A 16067-nucleotide genomic window follows, 5' to 3' on the forward strand; every position below is an offset into this window, starting at 1 on the left:
AAACGGGGAGGCGTCAATGCGGCGCGTTATGTTCTTGCTCATCGTCCTGTGCCTGATCGGGCCGAAAACGGCATTTCCAGCCAATCATTCCGGAAAGCTGGCGGTCAAGGCCGCCCTGGTCGCCGATTACGGCACGGGTAAAATTCTCTACAGCCAGGACCCCGATCGGCGCATAGCTCCCGCTTCCGTGACCAAGGTCATGACCATGTACCTGGTCTTCGACATGGTGGCCGCCGGCCAGGCCAGCTTCAACGACCGGGTCAAAGTCAGCCGCCACGCCGACACCACGGGCGGTTCCACCATGAACCTGCGGGCCGGCGAAACCGTCACCCTCGACGAACTCATGCGCGGCATGGCCGTAGCCTCCGGCAACGACGCCGCCGTGGCCGTGGCCGAGCATTTCGGCGGCGTGCCCGCCTGGGTCAAGCGAATGAACGCCAAGGCCCGGCAGCTCGGCATGACCAACACCACCTTCAAGACCCCCAACGGCCTGCCCGCTCCCGGCCAGCTGACCACCGCCCATGACCTCATGAAGCTGGCCGTAAGTTACCTGCACCACTATCCCCAGGCCCTGCGCTACCACTCCACCACGACCATCAACCACTGCGGCGCGGTCCATGCCAACACCAACCACCTGCTCGGCGTGTGCGAAGGCATGGACGGCATCAAGACCGGCTATGTCGGAGCCAGCGGCTTCAACATCATCGCCACGGCCAAACGCGGCAACACCCGCATCATCGCCGTGGTGCTCGGCGGCCGCACGAGCAAGGTGCGCAACCGCGAAACCGAACGCGTCCTCGACGCCTCCTTCGACGGTTCGGTGAACAGCATGTTGGCCAAGGCCGACGTCGTCCCGGCCAAATCCTCGATCAAGCGGTCCAAGTCGCACCACCACAGCAAGAAAATCCGCGTGGCCGACGTCGAGCGGCACGGAAAAATCAGCGCCAAACGCGGCGCATCGGCACACATCGACGGCCATAAGGCCAGCGTCAAAACCAGCCGCCACAAGGCCGCCAAGGTGCAAAAGACCTCCTCCAAAAAGACGAGCCACACCGCCTCCCGGTCCAAGACCAAGCACAAGAAACAGACGGGCGCCTCGAGCCGGAAGTAACTTCCCCCTTCCCGCCTGCCTCGGCCGTTCTCCGCGCTCCCGAGAATCGCGCGGACCGTCCCCCCCCTCCCCAGACGGGAAACGGTCCGCCACGGCTCTATTCTTCTCCACGCAGTCCCGTGTTTTCAAGTCTCCGGGATCATGCCGCCGGCGTTTGGCCTTCCTGCCATCTTGCCACCACTTCGGCCCGGTGCCATGGTGCTCCCCATCCCCTTTGCCGGAGGCCTCCCATGCGTTCCATCCACGTGTTCCTTCCCGCCTGCTGCCTGGTTTTCGCCCTCGGAGTGGGCACGGCCCGGGCCGATGGTTCCGCTGCCGTCTTTGAGGCCCTGTGGTCCCCGCAGGCCCTGGCCGCCCAGCCGGGAGAGCGCAAATCGGGCCGGCTCGGTCCGCCCGACCGCTCACCGCCCGAGGCCACCACGTTTCCGGCGCTCCCGGCGCTGCCCGAGGCCCTGGCCGGCTCCATCCGCCGGGTGAACACCCATGGCGAGAAGCTCGTCGCCCTGACCTTCGACCTGTGCGAGCTGGCCGACCAGAAATCCGGCTTTGACGGCGCGGTGGTGGAAGCCCTTCGCGCCGCCGGGGCGAAGGCCACCTTTTTCGCCGGCGGCAAATGGATGCGCTCCCACCCGACGCGGGCCATGCAGCTTATGACCGATCCGCTCTTCGAGATCGGCAGCCATGCCTGGACCCATGGCAATTTCGGCCAGCTCGACACGGCCGAAATGCGCCGGCAAATTGCCTGGACCCAGGCCGAATACGCCCTGTTGCGGAAAAAAATCGCCCGTATGGCCCGGGAGAAGGGCGTCGCCGAGACGGCAATCGCCACGATTCCGGCCGTGCCGACGCTGCTGCGCTTTCCCTACGGCCGCTGCCGGCCCGAGGCCTTGTCCCTGGTCGCGTCCATGGGCCTTGCCGCCATCCAGTGGAGCCTGACCACCGGAGACCCGGACCCGCACTCCACCCCGGAACGCATCATCAAGATCGTGCTCGACCGGGTGCGTCCCGGCGACATCATTATCGGCCACGCCAACGGCAATGGCCACGGCACCGGGGAGGCCCTGCCGGGCCTTTTGACGCAGCTGCGAAAACGCGGCTACCGGTTTGTCACGGTCAGCGAACTGCTTGCTTCCGGACGGCCGCTTATCGCCTCGGACTGCTACGACTTCCATCCCGGCGACACGGCGCAATACGACCGCATCTTCGGCGACGGCACCACCCATCCCCGCCATAAAAAAGGGCCGCGACCGCAGCCACGACCCGAAAAGCCAGCCCAGTAAGCGGCCACGTGTCTATTTTTTGGACTCTTCCTTGTCCTTGTCGGCCACGTCACGGCGGTAATGGGTGATGGAGGCGACCTTGGACTCCTTGGTCCCCTCGACGTAGGTGATGATCATGGTATTTTTGCCGGTCAGCTTGCCGATGTAGATGCCATCGTCGTCGGCCATGGACAGCTTCGAGGCGCCGTCGATGACGCCGACCACGGTTTCCTTGGCCCGAGCCGAAGCCTTGGTGCCGTAAAAGGCCCGGCCGTCCTGCTTGTCGATGGTGAGTGTCCAGTCGACGTGCAGAAACTGCGGTGTTTGCACGGCGTCGGCATGGCCGAGCTTGCCCATGGCCACGCTGTCGGACGTGCCTTTCCACACGCCGGTGATATCGGGCGCGGCGTTTTCCTTTTTCTCCTTGTGCTCCTTGGCCAGGGCCGGAAGGGCGACGCAGATTAGGCCGAGTACGAGCAGAAGCAGCAGAATGCGGACACGGGACATGAGGACCTCCGGGGCTAAGGTGTGGCCGGCACTTGGCGCGACGCCGGCTGTTACGATAGGATGGGCAACCGCCGCATACGTCTTGCCCTTCGATTTTTAAGCAAAAGGATTGCCCATGACAACAGAGACCGCCCCGATCCTCGTGGCCAGGGGAAAAAAGGACGCCGCGCTTTCACCGTCCATGGCCAACCGGCACGGGCTGGTGGCCGGAGCCACCGGCACGGGCAAGACCGTCAGCCTGCGGGGCCTGGCCGAAGCGTTTTCCGAACGCGGCGTGCCGGTCTTTCTGGCCGACGTCAAAGGCGATTTGTCGGGCATGGCCGTGCCGGGCGGCGACAACCCCAAAATTACGGCCCGGGCCAAGAAACTCGGGTTGACGGACCCGCCGGCCGGCTCCCCGGTCGTTTTCTGGGACGTGTTCGGCCAGACCGGGCATCCGCTGCGGACCACGATTTCGGAAATGGGGCCGCTGCTTTTATCGCGACTGCTTGGGCTCAACGAGACCCAATCAGGAGTCATGGAAATCATCTTCCGCGTGGCCGACGATTCGGGGCTGCTGCTGCTCGACCTCAAGGACCTGCGGAGCATGGCGACGTATGTGGCCGAAAACGCGACCGAACTGCGCACCCGCTACGGCAACGTCTCCACGGCCAGCGTGGGGGCCATCCAGCGGGCCCTGCTCGCCCTGGAGGGGCAAGGCGGCGAGTCGTTTTTCGGTGAGCCGGCCCTGGACCTCGACGACCTGCTCCAGACCGACGCCTCGGGCCGGGGCGTGGTCAATATCCTAAATGCCCAGCGCCTGCTCGGCGCGCCCAAGGTCTACGCCACCATGCTCCTGTGGCTGCTCTCGGAGCTTTTCGAGCGCCTGCCCGAGGTCGGCGACCCGGTAAAGCCCAAGTTGGTCTTTTTCTTCGACGAGGCCCACCTGCTCTTCGACGACGCGCCCAAGGCCCTGGTGGAAAAAATCGAGCTGACCGTGCGGCTCATCCGCTCCAAGGGCGTCGGGGTCTACTTCGTCACCCAGTCGCCCCTGGACCTGCCGGATACGGTCCTGGCCCAGCTCGGCAACCGGGTGCAGCACGCGCTGCGGGCCTTCACCCCGCGCGAGAAAAAAGCCGTCAACGCGGCGGCCGACACCTTTCGCCAGAATCCCGCTTTCGACGCGGCCAAGGCCATCACCGAACTCGGCGTGGGCGAAGCGCTGGTGTCCTTTCTCGATGAAAAGGGGCAGCCGGAAATGGTGGAACGGGCGCTTATCGTGCCGCCACGCAGCCGCCTTGCCCCCCTTGCCGACGCCGAACGCCAGGAAATCGTGCGGGGCTCGACGCTCTACGGACATTACGAGCGGATGGTGGACCGGGAATCCGCCTTCGAAATGCTCCAGGCCAGGGCGCAGCGCCGCGAGGAAGAAGCCAGGCCCTCCCGGACCCAGGCCTCGCCCGCGGAAAAGCTCATCGGCTCCATGGCCCAAAGCGCCGTGCGCTCCATCGGCAGCCAGATCGGCCGCCAAATCGCCCGAGGCATCCTCGGCGCGTTATTTGGAGGAAAGAGATAGGGGGAGGGAATATGCGAGAGGGGAAACCCTTTTGCAAAGGGTTCTCCCCTCTCGCGCTCTCCCTTTCCTAAACCTTTTTACGATGTGGGGCATCGTACGAAGGCTCGCCCCTTTTCGGGAAGGAGCTGTGGGAAAGGGGTTATGCCGTTAGTAGTATCGCCACGTACCGGGTTCTTCCCGGAAGTTCGTGTCGAGGGCTTCGCTGATGCCCACCCGTATTTCGGCGTCGCTTTCGGCCATGGTCACGTTCTTGGCCGGATCGAAACCAACATCCAGGCAGACGTCTTCCCAGTGCTTGCGCACCTGACCGGCGGCCCGCCGGAGTTCCTCTTCCTGGCCGGACCGCTTGAGCCAGCGTGCCACCCAGATCCACATACAGGCCTCCTGGTTCAAGGGGTATACAGGTTTCGACAACCTGCTTCCCCTACAAATAACCACTCGTTCCCGTATGTAACCCCCCATGAAAGGGAGACCGGGGGGGATTATCCCCCCGGCGGGGATGTCCAGAAGGGGCAGCGCCCCTTCTGGCGGGGTCCAGGGGCAGCGCCCCTGGCCTCACCACTGCTACAACCACTCCAAACCGATGACATGGACGGCCAGCGGGCCGTGGACGCCACGCACGTAGACGAATTCGATGTCCCCGGTGCTGGAGACGCCGGAGACGCAGTTGACGGCGCTCGGCATGGGGCCTTTGGCCAGCCCCTCGAACACGGCCGGCAGGTCGGGCACGAGCTTTGAGGCCGGGAGCAGCGCCACGTGCAGGCGCGGCACCAAGGGCGTTGCCCGCTCCCGGCCCTTGCCGGCAGCGAGGATCAGGCTCCCCGTGGCGCACACGGCATAGGCGACGCTGGTAATGCCCATATCCACGGCGGCAAGCGATGGACAGACGCGCTCCGGCAGGTCCTCGGGAGCCAGCACGGCCACGCCGGCACCGGCCAGGGTGGCGGCCGCATCCACGGCGTCGAGGTCGGGGTGGTCCCAGCGCACGGCGGTTTTGACCCCTTTTTTGGCGACCACGGCGGCCAGGGCGGCCTTGGCCTCGTCCGGCGTTCTGGCCAGCTCGAAGGTCGGGCCAAGGGCGGTCAGGGCGGCGGCAAAGGTTTCGAAATCGACGGCATCCAGGCACTGGCGGCGCAGGGAGAGGGGACGCCTGGCGCGCGGCAATCCCTTGGGCTGGCCGGCCCGCAGCCGGGAAAGGATGGCGGTTCTGGTTTGCGTTTCGTTCATGACCGACCTCCCTTGGCCTGCGCCCGGGACAGGCGTTTGGCCATCGCCTTGAAGCGCCTGGAAAAAGGCTTTGACAGGCCCGGGAATTTCCGGCCGCGCAAAAACTTGCCCACCGGCCCGTCCGGGGCCATGGCCGCGACGCGGTCGAGCCTGGGGTCGACGGTCCGGGCCCAGGCCGCCGCCGCGTCAAAAAGCAGGGGATGGCGGGCCAGGGCGGCATAGCTTTTGGTTGCCGTGTCGGTGCCTTGCCCGACGGCCTGTCGGCGGCGCAGCTCCTGGAGCAGCACCGGATGGTCGATGCCGGCCGGGCAGGCCTCGGCGCAGGCCCCGCAATGGGTGCAGGCAAAGGGCTGGCGCGCATCGCCCGCCGCGTCCTTGAGCACCGAGGACAGGATCAAGCCCATGGGACCGGGGTAAACCGAGCCGTAGGCATGGCCGCCCACGCTCTGGTAGACCGGGCAGACGTTGAGGCAGGCCCCGCAACGGATGCACTTGAGGATCGGGCGCAGGATCGGATCGGCCAGCAGTTCCGAGCGGCCGTTGTCCAGGATGACCAGATGCATTTCCCTGGGCCCGTCGCGTTCGCCGTCGCGGCGCGCGCCGGTGAAAAGGGACAAGTGCACGGGCAGGGTCTGGCCGGTCGCGGACGGGGGCAGGATGTCGAGCACGGCTGCCGCCTCGGCCAGGGAGCCGACGACCTTTTCCAGGGTCATCAGCGCCACATGGATGGGCGGACAGGAGCCGGTGAGCCGGATGTTGCCCTCGTTTTCCAGCACCATCACCGTACCGGTTTCGGCCACGGCGATATTGGCCCCGGTGATGCCGGCGTCGGCGGCCAGGAACTTGGCCCGCAGGCTGTCGCGGGCGATGCGCGTCATCTCCGGGATGTCGGTGCTGGTGCGGCCGAATTTTTCGGCGAAAAGCGCCGAGACCTGCTCCTTGGACACGTGCAGGGCCGGGGCCAGGATGTGAGAAGGTTTCTGGCCCATAAGCTGGATGATGTACTCGCCGAGGTCGGTCTCCACAGCCTCGATGCCAGCCGCGGCCAGGGCCTCGTTGAGCCCGATCTCCTCGCTTACCATGGACTTGCTCTTGACCGCCAGACGCACGCCGCGCGCGGTCAAAAGGTCGGTAATAAGGCGCGACGCCTGGGGCGCGTCTTCGGCAAAATGGACGCTGCCGCCGGCGGCGGTGACGCTTGCTTCCAGGGTCTCGAGCAGGTCGGGCAGGCGGTCGAGCGTCGCCTGGCGCACGGCCACGGCCCTGGCCCGACGCTCGGTGAAATCGGGCATGGCGTCAACCGAACGCTGCCGCAGGGCGTGGATTTGCAAAATGGCCTTGTCCAAAATGGCCCGGCTTTCGCCGTCGGCCAGGGCGGCGGCCGAAGCCTTGCCGAAATTGTGTCGGCCCGCGCTCATAACTCCCCTCCCGCCAGCACTTCGGCCAGATGCAGCGCCTTGACCGGGACTGCGCGCTTGGCCAGGGCGGAGCTGATATTGAGCAGACAGCTCGGTTCGGCCGTGATGACCGCCTCGGCTCCGGTGGCGATGATGTCGTCGATCTTCTTGGCCAGGATGGCCTGGCTCACTTCCGGGTAATCCACGCTGAACGCCCCGCCGAAGCCGCAGCAGCGCTCGGGATGGGCAAGCGGCAAAAGCGTGAGCCCTTCCACGGCGGCAAGGAGCTTTTCGGTGGCGTCCCCGACGCCAAGCGCCCGGGTGGTCTGGCAGGAGGCGTGCAGGGTCGCCCGTGCGACGTAGCGCGAACCGAGGTCCGGACACCCGAGCTTGTCCACCAGAAACTCGCCGAGTTCGAAGGTCCTGGCCGCCACGCGCGCCGCGCGGTCACGCCAGGGATCGCCCGCTTCGAAAAGCGTGGGGTACTTGCGCACCATGGCCGTGCACGAGGCCGACGGGCTGACGATGACCGGGGCGTCCTCGAAAATTTCCACAAACCGCCTGGCCAGGGGCCGGGTCAAATCCGGACGGCCCCGTTTGTAGGCGAACTGGCCGCAGCAGGTCTGGCCGGCGGGGAGTTCAGGCGTCACCCCGGCCCTGGAAAGGACCATGGCCGTGGCCTCACCCACCCGGGGCAGCACATGCTCGACCAGGCAGGGAATGAAGAGAAAGGCTTTCACAAAAATCCTCCTTGGGGGCCGCCAAATTACGCCGGTTGCGATACGGGTCAAGAGCGGCGGGGAGGCGTGCTTTACACCGGTTGGCACGGCGGCTATAATTTGGCCATTTCGCAAAAGGAAGTTCAATGACAGCACCCGACACAGCCACCTTGACGTACGACGGCAAAAGCGTCTCCCTGCCCGTGATAAATGGCGACCACGTGGAAAAAGCGCTGGACGTACGCAAGCTGCGTGCCCAGACGGGCTGGATCACCCTGGACCCCGGCTACGCCAACACGGCCGTGTGCAAAAGCGCCATCACCCACATCGACGGGGAAAAAGGCGTGGTGCTCTATCGCGGGTACGACCTCGATGAACTGACCCGGAAGTCCACGTTCGTGGAAACCGCCATGCTGGTCATGTTCGGCGAACTGCCGACCAGTGCGGAACGCGAGGCGTTCCGCGTCATGTTGCGCGACCAGGAGTTGTTACACGAGGATCTGCTCAGCCACCTGGACGGCTTCCCGCCAAACGGCCACCCCATGGCCATTTTGTCCGCCATGATCAACGCCATGGGCAGTTATTATCCGGAACTTTACGACATCAGCTCCCAGGACGACTTTCGCCTGGCCGCGGCCAAGATCATGAGCAAGGTGCGCACCATAGCCGCCTTCAGCTTCCGCAAATCCCAGGGGATGCCGCTCAACTATCCCAATCCGAACCTGGATTACTGTCGCAACTTCCTGCACATGATGTTTTCCGTGCCGTTTTGGGGCTACGAAGCCCCGGACCCCATCGTGCGGGCCCTAAGCATCTTCATGATGTGCCACGCCGACCAGGCCCTCGACACCTCCTGCGCCACGGTGCGCATGGTGGGATCGAGCCAGGCCAACCTGTTCGCCTCGGTCTCCGCCGGCATCTGCGCTCTGTGGGGCCGCCACCATGGCGGAGCCAGTTCGGCCGCCATCCGCATGTTCGAGGACGTGGTGGCCGGACGCACCACGGTTTCCCGCATTTTCGAAGCGGCGAAGTCCCGCTACGGCCGGCTCATGGGCTTCGGCCAGCGGGTCTTTCACGTCGAGGACCCCCGGGCCCGCATCATCAAGGCGACTTACGAAAAACTCATCGCCACCGGCTACGCCAAGCGCGACGCCTTCCACGACATTGCCCAGGAAATCGAGGAACGGGCCAGCGGAGACGAATACTTCGCCTCGCGCCACCTGCTCCCCAACACCAATTTCTATTCGAGCCTGCTGCTTCGAGCCCTCAACTTTCCGCCCAACATGTACCCGGTCATCACGGCCATAGGGAACATGCCGGGCTGGATCGCCCACTGGAAGGAAGAAACCCATTCGCCCGACCAGCGCATCCAACGGCCGCGCCAGATCTACACCGGCCGCAAACGCCACTCCTATACCTCCATGGAGAAACGGTAGCCACGGGAAGGCAGCGAGAGGGGGACCCCGGGAAAACGGATTCTCCCTCTCGCGCCCTCGCGCCTGCCGCAACTTTTGCTTTTGAAAACGCCGCTGACATTTCCTAACGGTTCCCGACAGGATTTTTCCATGCCCCGTATGCTCCGACTGTGCATCGTCTTCGTGGTGGTTTGGCTCGGCCTGGCCCTGCCCCGCATCCCGGCCAGTCCTTTTGTCCCAAGCGCCCTGGCGGCCCCGGCCAACGGAGCCAAGCAGCCGGCCGACAAACCCGACAAGGACGACGCCGAGGACGCTTCGCCCAAGGACTGGCAGGTGCTGCTGTCCATCCACCAGGACGCCCTGGTCCAACAGGCGGTGCGGTTCAAATCCCTCGAGGGACTTTTACCGAAAAACGTGCGTCACTTCAGGACCGCCCTGTCCGATCTGCAAAGCAAGCTCGACGCGCTGAACCTGATCATCTCCATTTCCGGCGGCAACCCCTGGGAAATGCGGGCCGTGCTCAGCGACATGAGCCGCTTGCGCCAAAACGCCCAGGCCCTCATCGACCCCTTTGCCAACAGCCGTGACGAAATAGACAAGATCGCCGACCGCCTCGATTCCCTCAAGGAAGAGTTCAGCAAACATCTTGCCGACGGCCAGGATCAGGCCCTGACCGACGCCATCACCTATTACCTCAACTACATCAAAGGGGTGCGGGCAAGTCTGGCCAAGGTTCGCTCGGCCCTGGAAAAACAGCTCGGTCCGGCCAAGGATTTTCTCGATGCGCTGGCGCAAAACGAGAAGACCCTCAAAGCCAGACTCCCCAAGGCCTGGCAGCAATATTACTTCACGCCCGTGGGCGAGGTCTCGTCCCTGGCCGCCTGGCCCGACACCTTTGCCAGCATCCAACTGTGGCTGCGCTCCAACACGTCCATGCTCCAGTCCCTGATCGGGGGCGCGGATTCCGCGCGCACCCTGGCCGCCCTGATCCGTGTCGGCATCGGCTTTTTCATCCTGGGGCTGGCCGACTTCATGGCCGCCTTGCGACTGCGCCGCCGCTACCCGGATTTCAAGGAGCTCAAACAGACGCGCCGCATCTGGCTGTTGGTCGGTCTGGGCTGGCTTTTCAGCTGGGTGGCCGGGGACGCGCCCATGCTGCTCCACGAATTTCTCAATGCCCTGGCCGAGATATTCCTGGCCGCCGCGTTGGTCGCCTTTGCCGAAATGCTCGCCCGGCTCACCTCGCCGACGGGCAAGGCCAAACCGGCCGTGCATCTGCGCCGGCTGTGGCTGCTTTTCTCCCTGGGCCTGCTGCTCCAGATCGGCGCCTTGCCGGACGTGCTCATGACCGTGGTGTGGATGGTCCTGCTGCTGGCCTTTTTCACGATCGCGCGCAAAAAACCCGCCGCCCGCACCGGGCCTTCGCGCCTGGCCGGCGGCTTCACCCCGGCCCTGTACATCCTGCTGTGCCTCATGACCGCCATAGGCTGGCAGCACCTGGCGGTTCTGGCCTTGGCCGGGTGGTTCCTCTTTTTAGCCGCCATCGAAACCGGCGCGGGCTTGTCGCGGCTGGTGGCCAAGTGGCAGGACAAGGCCGCCCGGGAAGGCGCGCCCATTGTCACCCGGGCCGTGGTGTCCGGCCTCGGGTTCCCGCTGATTTTCCTGTCCCTGTTCTTCCTCGTCCTCTACTGGTTCTCCACGGAACTCGGGGGGCAGGAAGTCTTTGCCGCCACCGTGTCCTTTGCCGTAAAAATCGGCGACCTCCACCTGACCGTCGGCGGACTGGCGCTGATCCTTACCGGCTTTTTCGTGACCCGCTCCACGGTGTACGTGGCCAAGTCCTTCATCCACGACCTGCCGCGGCTCCAACCCGGGGTCGACCCGGGCGTGCGCGACGTGCTCGACACCACCTCCACCTATCTGCTGTGGGGGTTTTACGCGCTCATCTCGTTGTTCCTGCTCGGCTTTTCCTTCACCAGTCTGGCGGTGATCGCCGGCGGTCTCTCTGTGGGCATCGGCTTCGGCCTGCAAAACATCGTCAACAACTTCATCGCCGGCCTGATCCTGCTCTTCGGACGCTCCATTCAGGCCGGAGACATCATCCAGATCGATACGACCTGGGGCAAGGTCAGCAAGGTCAACATCCGCAACACCGTGGTCAAGACCTTCCAGAACGCCACGCTGTTCGTGCCCAATTCCGACCTCATCTCCGGCAAGCTCATCAACTGGACCCACCGCGACGCCACCATGCGCCGGGACATCACCGTGGGCGTGGCTTACGGCTCCGACACGGGGAAGGTCCGCGACATCCTGCTCGATGTGGCGCGGGCCCACCCCCATGTGCTGCAAAACCCCAGCCCCAGCGTGCAGTTTTCGTCCTTCGGCGACAGTTCGCTCAATTTCCTGCTCATGGTCTGGGTCGACAACGTCGCCTACGGCATGGATACCGAGTCGGACATCCGCTTCAGCATCGACCAGCGCTTCCGCGAGGGAGCCATCGAAATCCCCTTCCCCCAGTGCGACGTGCGCATCATCCGGGAACCGGCCCCTCTTCCCGACAAAACGCCGCCCGGGGACGCCTGACGGCGCCGAAGCGCCTTTTTTCACGGGACAGCCGCAGCATGCTTTGCTATCCTGCCCAGTGGGAGAAGAATATGAAACGCCGCGTCATTGCCTGTTGCTGCCTGCTTGCCGCTGTGTTGCCGCTTGGCGCCGGCTGCGACAAAAAGGCCACGCCGCCCGCCATGCCGCAGCTTGCCAACCCGCAGCCCGGCCCCGGCGCCAGCCCCCAGGAAGTGGAACGCTACCAGTTGGAAGAGGAAAAACGCACCCTGGTGGATAATTACGGAGACAACATCGACCGCATCCAGCAGATCAACGCGCGCCTGATTCAGCTCAATATGGAAATCCACAACCAGGCCCACCAGTAGGCGCGGCATCATCACCCCACGCCCCGGGCCGCGCGGACAAGCAAGGATCTCTTTCATGTTCGGACGCTCCAGCAAAAAAATGCCCCGTCAGGAGGCCATTTCCGCCTTTCTTGGCGCGGGCACCCAATACCATGGCCAGTTCAACTTCCAGGGCGTCGTGCGCATCGACGGCGGCGTCATCGGCGACATCATCTCCGACGGCACCCTGGTGCTCGGCGAACAAGGCTATGTCGAAGGCCGCATCCAGGTGGCCGAACTGGTCTCGAGCGGCCACATCGTCGGCGACGTGGAGGCCGCCAGCCGCGCCACCCTCTTTAACCGCTCAAGTCTGTGCGGCAACCTGCTGGCTCCGGCCGTAATCATCGAGGAAGGCGCAACCATCAACGGGTTCGTGCGCATGGCCGCCCCTGAAAACGCCGCCCTTGACGAGAGCGAAGCCCCGCCGCAGGCACTGACCTCGGGGGATGATGCCCCGTAAGCCGCAACCAGGGCGGTCGCAACCAGCCAGGAAACGCCCGGTCAGAATTTCCCGCAGGCAATAATACCGTGGTGGATTTGGCCAGGACGCCAAAAAAACCACTGGAAATGAGGGTTGCCAAAACAGGCGTCGCCGTTTACACGGCGGTCACGCCGCCAAGCGTCCCCGCACTTAAGGAGTCGACCCGCATGGGCCAATTTTTTCCGGATAGCGACCAGTTCCCTCTGGTGGATCAGATAAAAAATCTCGGTGATGACGAACTGCTCGATTTTTGGGAGGAGACCCAATATCTTGAGCGCATGCTCGTGGAAGAGGAAAACCCCGAAGCCGAAAACTCCATGGAATACGAACGGGTGATCCTCCAGGAACTCATGCTGCGCTCCTGCCGCCGCACCCTCGAAGGGAATCGGTAAGCCTCTCCCCTCCCCCGCATCCTGACGCCCCGCCGGGCGCTTTCCCAACGCCTCTCGGAGAAATACACGACCATGCGCCCAGGCTGGTTCGTTGCCTGCCCGCCGCCGTCCCGAAGCACCCGTCCGCCACGCCGGCCATTTCCCTCCCCCGGCCCGTCCGGGCATCACGCCGCTTTCGCCACAGGCCGGGTGAATCCCTTCCCCTGTGGCCGGGCAATAAAAAAGGGCGGTTTCCCGCCCTTTTTTAAGACCTGCCGGTCGATCGATCGTTAGATCTTTGGCGCCGGACGGCCGATGCAGAAGTACACCATGCCGAGGTCGGCCAGAAGCTGCGGCGAGTACAGGTTGCGGCCGTCAAAAACCAGCGGCACCTTGAGCATCTTCTTGATGCGGCCGAAATCCGGATTGCGGAACTGGTTCCACTCCGTGACCACGGCCAGGCAGTCGGCCCCTTCCAGGGCGGCGTACTGCTCGTCGACCACGGTCAGCAGGTTGTTCCCCTTGAAATGCTCGCGGGTATTCGGGCCGGCGACCGGGTCGAAGGCAACGACCTTCATGCCCTTGGCCGTGACGTCCTTGATAAGCTCGAAGGCCGAGGCCTCGCGCACGTCGTCGGTGTTGGCCTTGAACGCCAGGCCCCACAAGGCCAGGGTCTTGCCCTTGAGCCCGCCCTGGGGCTCGAAGTAGGACTCGATCTTCTTGGTCAGGCTGTGCTTCTGGCGCTTGTTGACCTCGTCGACGGAAGCCAGCAGCTGGGGCTCGAACTTGTACTGGCGGGCGGTGTCGATCAGCGCCTTGACGTCCTTGGGGAAACAGGAACCGCCGTAGCCCATGCCCGGGTAAATGAACTGGTAGCCGATGCGGTGGTCCGAACCGATGCCCATGCGCACTTCGCGCACGTCGGCCCCGACCTGCTCGCAGATGTTGGCCACTTCGTTGATGAAGGAAATCTTGGTGGCCAGCATGCAGTTGGCGGCGTACTTGGTCATCTCGGCCGAACGCACGTTCATGACGATGACCTTTTCGCGGCTGCGGGCATAGGGGGCGTACAAGGCCTTCAACAGTTCGCCCGTACGCACGTTGTCCGTGCCGACGACCACCCGGTCAGGCTTGAAAAAGTCGTTGATCGCGTCGCCTTCCTTGAGGAATTCGGGGTTGGAGACCACGTCGAACTCGATGGCCTCACCGCGCTTTTTGAGTTCCTCGCCGATAAACTTGCGCACTTCGTCGGCCGTGCCGACCGGGACCGTGGATTTGTCCACCACGATCTTGTAATCGGTCATGCTGGCGCCGATATCCCGGGCCACCTGGTAGACATAGGACAGATCACACGAGCCGTCCTCGCGGGGGGGCGTACCCACGGTGATGAACACGAACAGGGCATTCTCCATGCCCTCGGAGACCTTGGTGGTGAAGCGCAGGCGGCCCTCGGCCACATTGCGCTTGACCAACTCGTCAAGACCGGGCTCATAGATGTGAATTTTGCCCTGGCGCAGGTTTTCGACAATGGTGGGATTGATGTCCACACAGCAGACGTCGTTGCCCATTTCGGCGAAACAGGCGGCGCTCACCAAGCCGACGTAACCGGTGCCTACAATACAAAGATTCATACCTGTATACTCGTTGTTAGGGTTTTTCCCCGGCGACGGGAAAGGGCCGCCGGGGATGGGGCGTCTAGTGCCGGCTTGCGGCCAGACCCCGTTTTCGAAGAAAGTGGTTCGCACTTACGGATTGGTCGGACGTTTGTCAACAATCCCACGCCAGCCATGGCCGGTTGCCTCGCAAATGTAAAAGGCTTACCGTCCAAGCAACAGTAAAAAAGGAGTCTGTCATGCCTCTGCTCGCGGTCAATGTCGACCATGTGGCCACCGTGCGTCAGGCGCGCCTGGGCCAGAGCCCCGATCCCGTCGCCGCCGCCGCCATGGCCGAACTCGCCGGCGCGAGAGCCCTCATCGTCCATTTGCGCGAGGACCGCCGCCATATCCAGGACCGGGACGTGCGCCTGCTGCGCCAGACCATAAAGACCCGCCTGCACCTGGAGATGGCCGCAACCGACGAGATGCGCGGCATCGCCCTTGAGCTCAAGCCCGACATGGTCTGCCTGGTGCCGGAAAAGCGCCGGGAACTGACCACCGAGGGAGGTCTCGGCGTGGCCGGCCGGGAAAAGGAACTGGCCGCCTTCGTGGCCGAGCTGGCCGACGCCGGCATCCCCACCAGCCTTTTCATCGATCCCGACCCGCACCAGATCGAGGCGTCCATCGCCGTGGGCGCGGCCTATGTCGAATTGCACACCGGGGCCTACTCCGACGCCGCGACGCGGGAAACCCGGCAAGCCGAACTCGACCGGCTGCTGGCCGCCATTCCCCTGGCCCGCCAGGCCGGACTCGGCGTCAATCTCGGGCACGGCCTCGACTACAACAATATATATGCCTTCAAAGACACAAGCGGCATCAGCGAATATTCCATCGGCCACAGCATCATCGCCCGGGCCATCATGACCGGCATCACCGAGGCCGTCTCCACCATGGCGGCCATCGTCGCCGGTTTTCCCGACTGACGGAGCACGGCCGTGATCCTCGGCCTCGGCATCGATCTGGTGGAACTGGCCCGCATCGAGGCGGCCCTCGACCGCTTCGGCGAGCGGTTCCTGGTCCGCATCCTCACCCCGGCCGAACAGGCCGCCCTGCCACCGCGTCCCGTGGCCAGAGCGGCCGGCCTGTTCGCGGCCAAGGAAGCGGCCGTCAAGGCGCTCGGCACCGGCTTTTCCCAGGGAATCGGCTTTCAACACCTGCAAATCCTCCCCGATGCCCTGGGACGCCCGACCCTGACCCTGGCCGGCCCCGCCTTGGCCCGCGCCCAAGCCCTCGGCGCGACCATCTGGCACGTCAGCATCACCCACGAACGCGCCACTGCCGCCGCCGTGGTGGTGCTGGAAAGGGAGGGGGCGTGAAGATGCCTCCGGCGGCCAGGGGAGGCTCCGCCTCCCCTGGACCCCACCGCCGGGGGGCCATGGGCCCCCCGGTCCCCCCTTTCCGCCGGTAGGAGCTTTCCTTGGC

The 16067-nt window shown here is 64.6% G+C and carries 16 protein-coding genes; 10 read left to right on the forward strand and 6 right to left on the reverse strand.

Annotated elements, in window-relative coordinates; translation table 11 throughout:
* Nucleotides 1-16 precede the first annotated feature (16 nt).
* Nucleotides 17-1111 (forward strand): D-alanyl-D-alanine carboxypeptidase family protein, encoded by a 1095-nt coding sequence (locus ACMZ6R_RS11480; RefSeq protein ID WP_416111507.1) that lies wholly within the window; start codon nt 17-19, stop codon nt 1109-1111.
* A gap of 230 nt (nt 1112-1341) precedes the next feature.
* On the forward strand, nt 1342-2391 hold the full coding sequence (locus tag ACMZ6R_RS11485) for a polysaccharide deacetylase family protein (protein WP_416111509.1): 1050 nt from the start codon (nt 1342-1344) through the stop codon (nt 2389-2391).
* 12 nt (nt 2392-2403) lie between these two features.
* Here ACMZ6R_RS11485 and ACMZ6R_RS11490 read toward each other — a convergent pair whose 3' ends face one another.
* Complete coding sequence (locus ACMZ6R_RS11490) at nt 2404-2877, reverse strand: hypothetical protein (protein ID WP_416111511.1); 474 nt, start codon at nt 2875-2877, stop codon at nt 2404-2406.
* Nucleotides 2878-2992: 115 nt separating this feature from the next.
* On the opposite strand from ACMZ6R_RS11490, the gene ACMZ6R_RS11495 reads away from it, so the two are divergent.
* Entirely contained in the window at nt 2993-4432 is a 1440-nt protein-coding gene (locus tag ACMZ6R_RS11495; RefSeq protein WP_416111513.1) for a helicase HerA-like domain-containing protein, read from the forward strand.
* 147 nt (nt 4433-4579) lie between these two features.
* On the opposite strand, the gene ACMZ6R_RS11500 is transcribed toward ACMZ6R_RS11495, so the two are convergent.
* From ACMZ6R_RS11500 to ACMZ6R_RS11515, 4 genes are all read right to left on the reverse strand, one after another.
* Complete coding sequence (locus ACMZ6R_RS11500; RefSeq protein WP_416111515.1) at nt 4580-4807, reverse strand: hypothetical protein; 228 nt, start codon at nt 4805-4807, stop codon at nt 4580-4582.
* 189 nt (nt 4808-4996) lie between these two features.
* The gene (locus tag ACMZ6R_RS11505; protein ID WP_416111517.1) at nt 4997-5659 is read right to left on the reverse strand and encodes a LutC/YkgG family protein; all 663 of its coding nucleotides are present in this window, start codon (nt 5657-5659) and stop codon (nt 4997-4999) included.
* A complete protein-coding gene (locus tag ACMZ6R_RS11510) occupies nt 5656-7077 on the reverse strand; it encodes a lactate utilization protein B (RefSeq protein ID WP_416111519.1) in 1422 nt (473 codons plus the stop codon). The genes ACMZ6R_RS11505 and ACMZ6R_RS11510 overlap by 4 nt, the downstream gene beginning before the upstream one ends.
* The gene (locus ACMZ6R_RS11515; RefSeq protein WP_416111521.1) at nt 7074-7796 is read right to left on the reverse strand and encodes a (Fe-S)-binding protein; all 723 of its coding nucleotides are present in this window, start codon (nt 7794-7796) and stop codon (nt 7074-7076) included. Before ACMZ6R_RS11515 ends, ACMZ6R_RS11510 begins: the two co-directional genes overlap by 4 nt.
* Before the next feature lie 125 nt (nt 7797-7921).
* On the opposite strand from ACMZ6R_RS11515, the gene ACMZ6R_RS11520 reads away from it, so the two are divergent.
* The 5 genes from ACMZ6R_RS11520 to ACMZ6R_RS11540 all read left to right on the forward strand — a co-directional run bounded on the left by ACMZ6R_RS11520 (nt 7922) and on the right by ACMZ6R_RS11540 (nt 13011).
* Nucleotides 7922-9211, forward strand: coding sequence for a citrate/2-methylcitrate synthase (locus ACMZ6R_RS11520; RefSeq protein ID WP_416111523.1), 1290 nt, complete (start codon nt 7922-7924; stop codon nt 9209-9211).
* A gap of 129 nt (nt 9212-9340) precedes the next feature.
* Nucleotides 9341-11773, forward strand: coding sequence for a mechanosensitive ion channel family protein (locus ACMZ6R_RS11525; RefSeq protein WP_416111525.1), 2433 nt, complete (start codon nt 9341-9343; stop codon nt 11771-11773).
* Between the two features lie 71 nt (nt 11774-11844).
* Nucleotides 11845-12120, forward strand: coding sequence for a hypothetical protein (locus ACMZ6R_RS11530; RefSeq protein ID WP_416111527.1), 276 nt, complete (start codon nt 11845-11847; stop codon nt 12118-12120).
* A 55-nt stretch (nt 12121-12175) separates the two neighbouring features.
* Nucleotides 12176-12598: a bactofilin family protein gene (locus tag ACMZ6R_RS11535; RefSeq protein WP_416111529.1), complete on the forward strand. Its 423-nt coding sequence runs from the start codon at nt 12176-12178 to the stop codon at nt 12596-12598.
* A 188-nt stretch (nt 12599-12786) separates the two neighbouring features.
* Nucleotides 12787-13011 (forward strand): hypothetical protein, encoded by a 225-nt coding sequence (locus tag ACMZ6R_RS11540; RefSeq protein ID WP_416111531.1) that lies wholly within the window; start codon nt 12787-12789, stop codon nt 13009-13011.
* A 269-nt stretch (nt 13012-13280) separates the two neighbouring features.
* Here the strand turns inward: ACMZ6R_RS11540 and ACMZ6R_RS11545 are convergent, their stop codons facing one another.
* A complete protein-coding gene (locus tag ACMZ6R_RS11545; RefSeq protein WP_416111533.1) occupies nt 13281-14621 on the reverse strand; it encodes a UDP-glucose dehydrogenase family protein in 1341 nt (446 codons plus the stop codon).
* Nucleotides 14622-14842: 221 nt separating this feature from the next.
* Between ACMZ6R_RS11545 and ACMZ6R_RS11550 the strand changes: the two genes are divergently transcribed.
* Both ACMZ6R_RS11550 and ACMZ6R_RS11555 read left to right on the forward strand, forming a co-directional pair.
* On the forward strand, nt 14843-15568 hold the full coding sequence (locus tag ACMZ6R_RS11550; RefSeq protein ID WP_416111535.1) for a pyridoxine 5'-phosphate synthase: 726 nt from the start codon (nt 14843-14845) through the stop codon (nt 15566-15568).
* A gap of 12 nt (nt 15569-15580) precedes the next feature.
* A complete protein-coding gene (locus ACMZ6R_RS11555) occupies nt 15581-15961 on the forward strand; it encodes a holo-[acyl-carrier-protein] synthase (RefSeq protein WP_416111537.1) in 381 nt (126 codons plus the stop codon).
* Nucleotides 15962-16067: the final 106 nt, after the last annotated feature.

Source organism: Solidesulfovibrio sp. C21 (assembly GCF_047785625.1).
Lineage (GTDB): Bacteria > Desulfobacterota > Desulfovibrionia > Desulfovibrionales > Desulfovibrionaceae > Solidesulfovibrio.